We start from the raw sequence: 7,832 nt of genomic DNA, 5'->3' as shown, positions 1-7,832 counted from the left end.
GAACGTCGCTGCCGTTTCGTCATCTGACACCTCTTGCTGTCTAAGCTATAGGTGTCCACCGATTTAGGGGAGGCTCAGAATCCCTCCGCGGAAAGACCATGGATTGCTTCGCTGCGCTCGCAATGACGAGGTTAGAGCCGAGCCTAATGCCCGTGCTCCGGCAGCATCAGCCCAAACACCTTCCCCAGATCGTTCACCTGCTCCGGCGACAAATACCGCGGGTTCATCCCGCGCAGCATCAGATACAGCTTCGCGGTCTCCTCCAGCTCCTCCGTCGCGAACACGGCTGCCTCCAGCGTGTCGCCCGCGACGACCGGGCCGTGATTGGCGAGCAGCACGGATGAGTATTTCCCTGCCAGCCCTCTGATCGCATCGGCGACCGCGGGATCGCCGGGGCGGTAATAGGGCACGAGCGCGGTGGCGCCGCATTTCATCAGATAATAGGCCGTCATCGGCGGCAGCGCGGCGCGCGGGTCGATCTCCGGGAGCATCGACAGCGCGACCGAATGGGTGGAATGCAGGTGCACGATCGCCCTTGCGCTCCCGCGCGTGGCGTAGAGCGCATTGTGCAGCGGAACTTCCTTGGTCGGCGCATCGCCCGAAACCAGTCGGCCCTGATCGTCCAGCCGCGACAATTTTGCGGGATCGAGGAAGCCGAGCGAGGCATTGGTCGGCGTCACCAGCCAGCCGCCGCCATCCAGCCTGACGCTGATATTGCCGGAGGAGCCGGGCGTCAGCCCACGTTCGAACAGGGACCGTCCGAAGCGGCAAATGTCTTCGCGCAGCAATGTCTCGTTGCTCATGGCCGTCATGTCCGTTTGTCTCACGCTTTGGCAGCGCGGCCAAGCCGTGTTATTCCGTTGCCAAGCTGCCGCAAAGGGCGGCCCTCCGGGAAACGTCGCAAGGATCAGTTGTATGTCCGCCTCCACGTCACAGAATCAGCGCATCGCCGTCATCGGACTCGGCTCGATGGGGTTTGGCATGGCGACCTCGCTGAAGCGCGCCGGTCATGTCGTCACCGGCTGCGACGTCTCGGCTGATGCGGTCGCGCGCTTCGTGACGGAGGGCGGCGCCGGCGCCAAGACGCCGGCTGAAGCCGCCAAAGGCGCCGACATCGTCGTCAGCGTCGTCGTCAATGCCGCGCAGACCGAGACCATCCTGTTCGGCAAGGATGGCGTCGCCGAAACCATGGCCAAGGACAGCGTCTTCCTGTCGTCGGCGACCATGGATCCCGACGTGGCGCGGCGTCTCGCCAAGCAGTTGGAGGCGACCGGCCGGCACTATCTGGATGCGCCGATCTCCGGCGGGGCGCAGCGCGCAGCGCAGGGCGAGCTGACGATCCTCGCCTCCGGCAGTCCGGCTGCGTTTGACAAAGCGCGGCCCGCGCTCGATGCCATGGCCGCAAAGCTCTACGAACTCGGCGATGCCGCAGGCCAGGGCGCCGCCTTCAAGATGATCAACCAGTTGCTTGCCGGCGTGCACATCGCCGCCGCCAGCGAGGCGATCGCGTTCGCGGCCAAGCAGGGTCTCGATATCCGCAAGGTCTATGAGGTGATCACGGCGTCCGCCGGAAACTCCTGGATGTTCGAGAACCGCATGCCGCACGTGCTCGACGGCGATTACACGCCGCGCAGTGCGGTCGAGATCTTCGTCAAGGACCTCGGCATTATCCAGGACATGGCGCGCAGTGCCAGATTCCCGGTCCCGGTCTCCGCCGCAGCGCTCCAGATGTTCTTGATGACATCAGCCGCCGGCATGGGCCGCGACGATGATGCGTCGGTAGCGCGGATGTATGCGCAGGTCACCGGCGTCAAGCTGCCCGGCGACAAATAGACAAGAGGATTCCCATGCCCCGTTTTGCCGCCAATCTCTCGATGATGTTCACCGAGGTGCCGTTCCTCGACCGCTTCGATGCCGCTGCGGCAGCCGGCTTCACCGCCGTCGAGTTTCTCTTTCCCTATGAGCATCCGGCCGAAGCCGTCGGCGAGCGGCTCAAGCGCAACGGCTTGACCCAGGCGCTGTTCAACCTGCCGCCGGGCGACTGGAATGCCGGCGAGAAGGGCTTTGCGGCGCTCCCGTCGCGATTCCCTGAGCTCAAGGCGAGCCTGGAGACCGCGCTGCCTTACGCCAAAGCGACCGGCGTCAAGCGGCTGCATTTGATGGCGGGCATCGCCAACCGCGGCGAGCGCGTCGCGATCGAGGCGTTCTACAAATCGGTGGCGTGGGCCGCCGAGTTCTTTGCACCGCACGGCATCGACATCGTGCTGGAGCCGATCAATGCGCGCAACGTGCCGGGCTATTTCCTCAACGATTTCGGCTTCGCGCGCGACCTGATCCAGGAGCTGCGGCTTCCGAACCTGAAACTCCAGTTCGACATCTATCACTGCCAGATCATCCATGGCGACGTCACGATGCGGCTGCGCGAGATGATGCCGGTGATCGGCCACATCCAGATCGCCAGCATCCCCTCGCGCAACGAGCCTGATGGCGAGGAGCTGAACTATCCGTTCCTGTTCGACGAACTCGACCGGCTCGGCTATGCCGGCTTCGTCGGCTGCGAATATAATCCCCGCGGCAAGACCACCGACGGCCTTGCCTGGTTCACGCCTTATGCGGGAGTGAAGCCGTGACACTTGCAGCGAAAATATCTCTTGGCTGCATCGCCGACGACTACACCGGCGCCTCCGACCTCGCCAACACGCTGACACGCGCCGGCCTGCGCACCGTGCAGACCATCGGCGTGCCCGCGGACGATCTCGCGCTGCCCGAGGTCGACGCCGTCGTGGTGTCCTTGAAGAGCCGTTCGATCGAGGCCGGCCTTGCCGTGTCGCGCTCGCGCGCGGCTGACAAATGGCTGCGCGGCCGTGGCGCCGGCCACGTGCTGTTCAAGATCTGCTCGACCTTCGATTCCACCGATGCCGGCAATATCGGCCCGGTGATGGATGCGCTGCGCGCCGATTGCGGCGAGGCGACCGTGCTGGTGACGCCGGCCTTCCCGGAGACTGGCCGCACCGTCTACCAGGGCAATCTGTTTGTCGGCGCCGTGCCGTTGAACGAGAGCCCGCTGAAGGACCATCCGCTCAACCCGATGCACGATTCCAACCTGGTGCGCATCCTGGCGCGCCAGAGCAAAACGCAAATCGGCCTGGTCGATCTCGCCACCGTCACGCGCGGCGCGGATGCCGTGCGGACGCGGCTCGCCGAACTTGCGGGCAAGGGCATTGGCGCGGCGATCATCGACGCCGTGTTCGACCGCGACCTTGAGACCATCGGCCTCGTCGCTGTCCAGCATCGGCTGTCGGTCGGCGCCTCCGGCATGGGCCTTGGGCTGGCGCGGGCGCTGGTGTCGACAGGCAAGGTCACATCGACAGCGGCGAGCAGCAAGGCGAGGGCTGCCGTCGGCGGACCGGCGGCGTGCCTGGCCGGAAGCTGCTCGCAGGCGACGCTTCAGCAGATTGCCAATGCCGAGCGTGTCATGCCGGTGCTGCATCTCGATCCGGGCCGTATTACTACGGGCGAGGACGAGGCGCAGCGCGCGCTGGCCTGGGCGAAACCGCGACTGGCGGACGGTCCGGTCCTGATCGCATCGAGCTCGACGCCCGATCAGGTCGCCGCGCTCCAGGCGCGCCATGGTCGCGACGCGGCTGGTCACGCCATCGAGCAGGCGATGGCCGACATTGCCGAGGGCTTGGTGCGGGCCGGCGTCAAGCGCCTGGTCGTTGCCGGCGGGGAGACATCCGGCGCCGTGGTCGATCGGTTGAAGATTCCCGGATTTCTCGTGGGAGTAGAGATCGCAGCCGGCGTCCCGGTGCTGCGTGCAGTCGGTGCTGAAAAAGGCGACATGTTGCTCGCCTTGAAGTCCGGAAATTTCGGCGGCGCGGAGTTTTTCTCCGACGCGCTTGGGCTCATGCGCTGAGCGCAGGGCATTTTTAGCGCCCTGTTCATTTGTTTCGGGCTTCGTGCTCGTACGGAGTCGTCGTTAACATCTGCTCAGGTGCTCTGGTGTTGGATGTCGGTGCTGCTCCCTTAGGTTGATTCGTAAAATTTCCGGACGCGCCGCCGCGCCAGCACAAAGAGACCCCGTTATGCTCGCCACCATTTCCATTCGCGCCAAGATCATCAGTGTCGTGGCGTTCCTGCTGGTCGCGATGGCCGGCATGGGCCTGCTCGCCGTCATGAAGATGCGGTCGATGAACGCCAATACCACCGAGATCACCACGAGCTGGATGCCCAGCGTGCGGGTGCTGGGCGAGCTTCGGGCATCGGTCATCACCTATCGCAACGTGGTTCGTCAGCACATGCTGTCGGAAACCCTTGAAGACAAGCTCGCAAACGAGAAGACGGGCGCCACGGTGATCGAGGCGCTCGCCAAGGCCCGCAAGGCCTACGAGCCGATGATCACCTCGCCCGAAGAGCGGAAGCTCTACAACGATTGGGCCAAGCTCTGGGACGACTATAAGAAGGGCACCGAAGACGTCATGGCGCTCTCGCGCAAGGAGGCCGGCAAGGTCCCGCATGAGGCCCAGGAGCTGAACACCAAGACGGTCAACAAGATCGGCCTCGAGGCCGACGCGATCCTGACCAAGGACATCGAGCTCAATACCAAGGGCGGAGACCAGGCCGCGCAGGATGCCGCCGACAGCTACTACTATGCCTTCATGCTCGTCTCGATCATCCTCGGCGCGGCCGTCGTCGTCGGGATCGGCGTCGGCTTCTACCTGGTCCGGGACGTCTCCAGCGGCATCAACTCGATCATCGAGCCGATGCAGGCGCTGGGCAAGGGCGAGCTTTCCGCCGAAGTTCCTCATCGCGGTGAGAAGACCGAGATCGGCGCCATGGCCGATGTGCTCCAGATCTTCAAGGAAGCGCTGATCGCCAAGAAGGCCGCCGACGAGGCTGCCGCCGCCGATGCCGAAGCCAAGATCGAGCGCGGCCGCCGCGTCGACAACATCACCCGCGAATTCGAGACGATGATCGGCGAGATTGTCCAGACCGTGTCGTCGGCCTCGACTCAGTTAGAGGCCTCCGCCTCGACGCTGACCTCGACCGCCGACCGCTCCCAGCGGCTGGCGACCACCGTTGCCGGAGCGTCGGAGGAAGCCTCGACCAACGTGCAGTCGGTCGCTTCGGCGACCGAGGAGATGGCCTCGTCGGTGAGCGAGATCAGCCGCCAGGTCCAGGAATCGGCGCGAATGGCGGGCGACGCCGTCGGCCAGGCGCGCTCCACCACCGAGCGCGTCAGCGAGCTCTCCAAGGCGGCCTCGCGCATCGGCGACGTCGTCGAGCTCATCAACACCATCGCCGGCCAGACCAATTTGTTGGCGCTCAACGCGACCATCGAAGCCGCACGCGCCGGCGAAGCCGGCCGCGGCTTTGCGGTCGTGGCCTCCGAGGTGAAGGCGCTCGCCGAGCAGACCGCGAAGGCGACCGGTGAAATCGGCCAGCAGATCTCCGGCATCCAGGCGGCGACCAACGACTCGGTCGGCGCCATCAAGGAGATCTCGTCGACCATCGAGCGTCTGTCGGAGATTTCCTCGGCGATCGCGGCGGCCGTGGAAGAGCAGGGCGCCGCGACCCAGGAGATCGCCCGCAACGTCCAGCAGGCGGCGCAGGGCACCCAGCAGGTCTCATCCAACATCACCGACGTGCAGCGCGGCGCAACCGAGACCGGCACCGCCTCCTCGCAGGTTCTGTCGGCGGCACAGATGCTGTCCAACGACTCGGGCCGGCTCAAGACCGAGGTCAGCAAGTTCCTGACCAACGTTCGCGCGGCGTAGCTACGTCCGCGCGGCGTAACGACGGACGCGCGAGGTGTAAACTCCCGCGTCAACATCCATTGACGAACGAGCGGCGCCTCAAGCGCCGCTCTTTTTTTTGAGCGCCGGTAGCCTGATGTCGGTAGCAGGTACCATCATGGGGTTCCGCGGAAGATGGACGGGTGCCTTCTTCATCGATAGTTAAATTCGGCTTACGAGAATGGTCACAAGGACCGCCGGTAGCAGCCCTGATTGGAATCGCCGCTTATTTCATCCAACTTTTGGGGCTCGCATGCGCAAGAATTTACCCGTCACCGATGTCGAATATTCCGTCAGCGATGAGACGCTGATCGTCTCCCGGACTGACCTCAAGGGCAAGCTCACCTACTTCAACGACGACTTCCTTGCTGCAGCCGGCTTCACGTCCGCGGAGCTGATGGGCCAGCCGCACAACATCGTCCGTCACCCCGACATGCCGCCGGAGGCATTCGACAATCTCTGGGACACGCTGAAGGCCGGCAAGCCGTGGCTCGGCGCGGTGAAGAACCGCCGCAAGAACGGCGATTTCTACTGGGTGCTGGCGACGGCATCGCCCATTCGCGAGAACGGGCAGGTCACGGGCTTTACGTCGATCCGCACCAGATTGCCGGCCGACCAGCGCAAGCTGGCCGAAGAGGTCTACGCCGCGATCCGCGAGAAGAAGCCGCATGGTTATCGCGTCGACGCCGGCATCATCCGCCGCCGCTCGCTGCTCGACCATTTTGCGATCTTCACCAGAACGCTGAAGGCGCGCCTGGTCACCACGATGGCGCTGCAGCTGCTGTTCGTGCTTGGGCTTGGCATCGGCGGCGCGCTCTCGACCGGCGGCACGACCAGCCTGAGCCTGGCGCTGCTGGCCGCCGCCGGCGCTGCCGTCCTCGGCTTCGCCGGCCTTACGACCATGCGCGCCGTCCAGGGGCCAATGCAGCAGCTCAACGACACCTTGGTCAACCTCGTCCAGGACAAGCTGGACAACCGCATCGTGATCCAGCGCGACGACGAGATTGGCGAGGCGCTACGCAACCTGCAGACGGTGCAGACCATCATCCGCTTCAGCCGCGGCGAGGTCCAGGCCGTGCAGCTGCGCTCAGAGGCGCAGCGCAAGGCCGAGATGGCAAAGCTCGCGGACGCCTTCGAGGCCGCCATCGGCGAGATCGTGGAAACGGTCTCGTCAGCCGCGACCGAGTTGGAAGCGTCTGCTTCGACGCTGTCCACCACGGCGGGTCGCGCGATGGAGCTCGCTACCGTGGTCGCGGCAGGCTCCGAAGAAGCCTCAGCCAACGTGGATTCTGTCGCCTCTGCCGCGGAGGAGATGGCGGCTTCGGTTCGCGAGATCAGCCGCCAGGTTCAGGACTCGGCGCGGATCGCAGGCGAGGCCGTCAGCCAGGCGCAGATCACCACCGAACGCGTCAGCGAGCTGTCGCGCGCCGCGTCACGCATCGGCGATGTGGTAGAACTCATCAACGCGATCGCCGGTCAGACCAATCTTCTGGCGCTCAATGCCACAATCGAGGCCGCGCGCGCCGGCGAAGCCGGTCGCGGCTTCGCGGTCGTTGCCTCCGAGGTCAAGGCACTCGCCGAGCAGACGGCAAAGGCAACCGGCGAGATTGGCCAGCAGGTTGGCGGCATTCAGACGGCAACGCAGGACTCGGTCGGCACGATTGGCCAGATCAGCGGCACGATCGCGCAATTGTCCGAGATTTCCTCGGCGATCGCGGCCGCCGTGGAAGAGCAGGGCGCAGCCACCCGGGAGATCGCTCGCAACGTGCAGCACGCGGCGGAGGGCACGCAGCAGGTGTCCTCGAACGTCGCCGAGGTCGAGCGCGGCGCCACCGAAACCGGGTCGGCCTCCTCACAGGTACTGTCGGCGGCACAGATGCTCTCGCGCGATTCCAACCGGCTGAAGCTCGAAGTGGGCAAGTTCCTCGGGTCGGTCCGCGCCGCATGAGGCGGCCGCATGGCCGCAGTGCGTGTTCTGCAGTGCGGTAGCAGGGAATTGAATGCCGGAAACCCGCCGGAGATTAGCGTTTCCGGCGG

6 protein-coding genes are annotated in these 7,832 nt (G+C 65.2%); 5 read left to right on the top strand and 1 reads right to left on the bottom strand.

Annotation, left to right across the window (positions count from 1 at the left end; genetic code table 11):
* Positions 1-143 precede the first annotated feature (143 nt).
* A complete protein-coding gene (gene otnC / locus AC0L3K_RS20480) occupies positions 144-812 on the bottom strand; it encodes a 3-oxo-tetronate 4-phosphate decarboxylase (RefSeq protein WP_007593729.1) in 669 nt (222 codons plus the stop codon).
* Between the two features lie 103 nt (positions 813-915).
* Here otnC and ltnD point away from each other — a divergent pair, with 103 nt between their 5' ends.
* The 5 genes from ltnD (at position 916) to AC0L3K_RS20455 (ending at position 7,743) form a co-directional block, all read left to right on the top strand.
* Complete coding sequence (gene ltnD, locus AC0L3K_RS20475) at positions 916-1,833, top strand: L-threonate dehydrogenase (RefSeq protein WP_473366777.1); 918 nt, start codon at positions 916-918, stop codon at positions 1,831-1,833.
* A 14-nt stretch (positions 1,834-1,847) separates the two neighbouring features.
* Positions 1,848-2,630 carry a 2-oxo-tetronate isomerase gene (otnI, locus tag AC0L3K_RS20470; protein WP_473366776.1) on the top strand — a complete coding sequence of 261 codons (783 nt, stop codon included), beginning with the start codon at positions 1,848-1,850 and terminating at the stop codon, positions 2,628-2,630.
* Positions 2,627-3,916 carry a 3-oxo-tetronate kinase gene (gene otnK / locus AC0L3K_RS20465; RefSeq protein WP_473366775.1) on the top strand — a complete coding sequence of 430 codons (1,290 nt, stop codon included), beginning with the start codon at positions 2,627-2,629 and terminating at the stop codon, positions 3,914-3,916. The genes otnI and otnK overlap by 4 nt, the downstream gene beginning before the upstream one ends.
* A 169-nt stretch (positions 3,917-4,085) precedes the next feature.
* Positions 4,086-5,777 carry a methyl-accepting chemotaxis protein gene (locus AC0L3K_RS20460; protein WP_219682657.1) on the top strand — a complete coding sequence of 564 codons (1,692 nt, stop codon included), beginning with the start codon at positions 4,086-4,088 and terminating at the stop codon, positions 5,775-5,777.
* A gap of 271 nt (positions 5,778-6,048) precedes the next feature.
* The gene (locus AC0L3K_RS20455; RefSeq protein WP_473366774.1) at positions 6,049-7,743 is read left to right on the top strand and encodes a methyl-accepting chemotaxis protein; all 1,695 of its coding nucleotides are present in this window, start codon (positions 6,049-6,051) and stop codon (positions 7,741-7,743) included.
* The last annotated feature ends 89 nt before the right edge of the window (positions 7,744-7,832 follow it).

This window comes from Bradyrhizobium sp. MI1.10, assembly GCF_055811035.1.
This window is presented reverse-complemented; position numbering and strand designations above follow the sequence as displayed.

What these genes read in the sequence shown, in the direction of transcription:
- otnC (WP_007593729.1), bottom strand. Translation starts at nt 812, where the DNA reads ATGACGGCCATGAGCAACGAGACATTGCTGCGCGAAGACATTTGCCGC.
- ltnD (WP_473366777.1), top strand. Translation starts at nt 916, where the DNA reads ATGTCCGCCTCCACGTCACAGAATCAGCGCATCGCCGTCATCGGACTC.
- otnI (WP_473366776.1), top strand. Translation starts at nt 1,848, where the DNA reads ATGCCCCGTTTTGCCGCCAATCTCTCGATGATGTTCACCGAGGTGCCG.
- AC0L3K_RS20460 (WP_219682657.1), top strand. Translation starts at nt 4,086, where the DNA reads ATGCTCGCCACCATTTCCATTCGCGCCAAGATCATCAGTGTCGTGGCG.
- AC0L3K_RS20455 (WP_473366774.1), top strand. Translation starts at nt 6,049, where the DNA reads ATGCGCAAGAATTTACCCGTCACCGATGTCGAATATTCCGTCAGCGAT.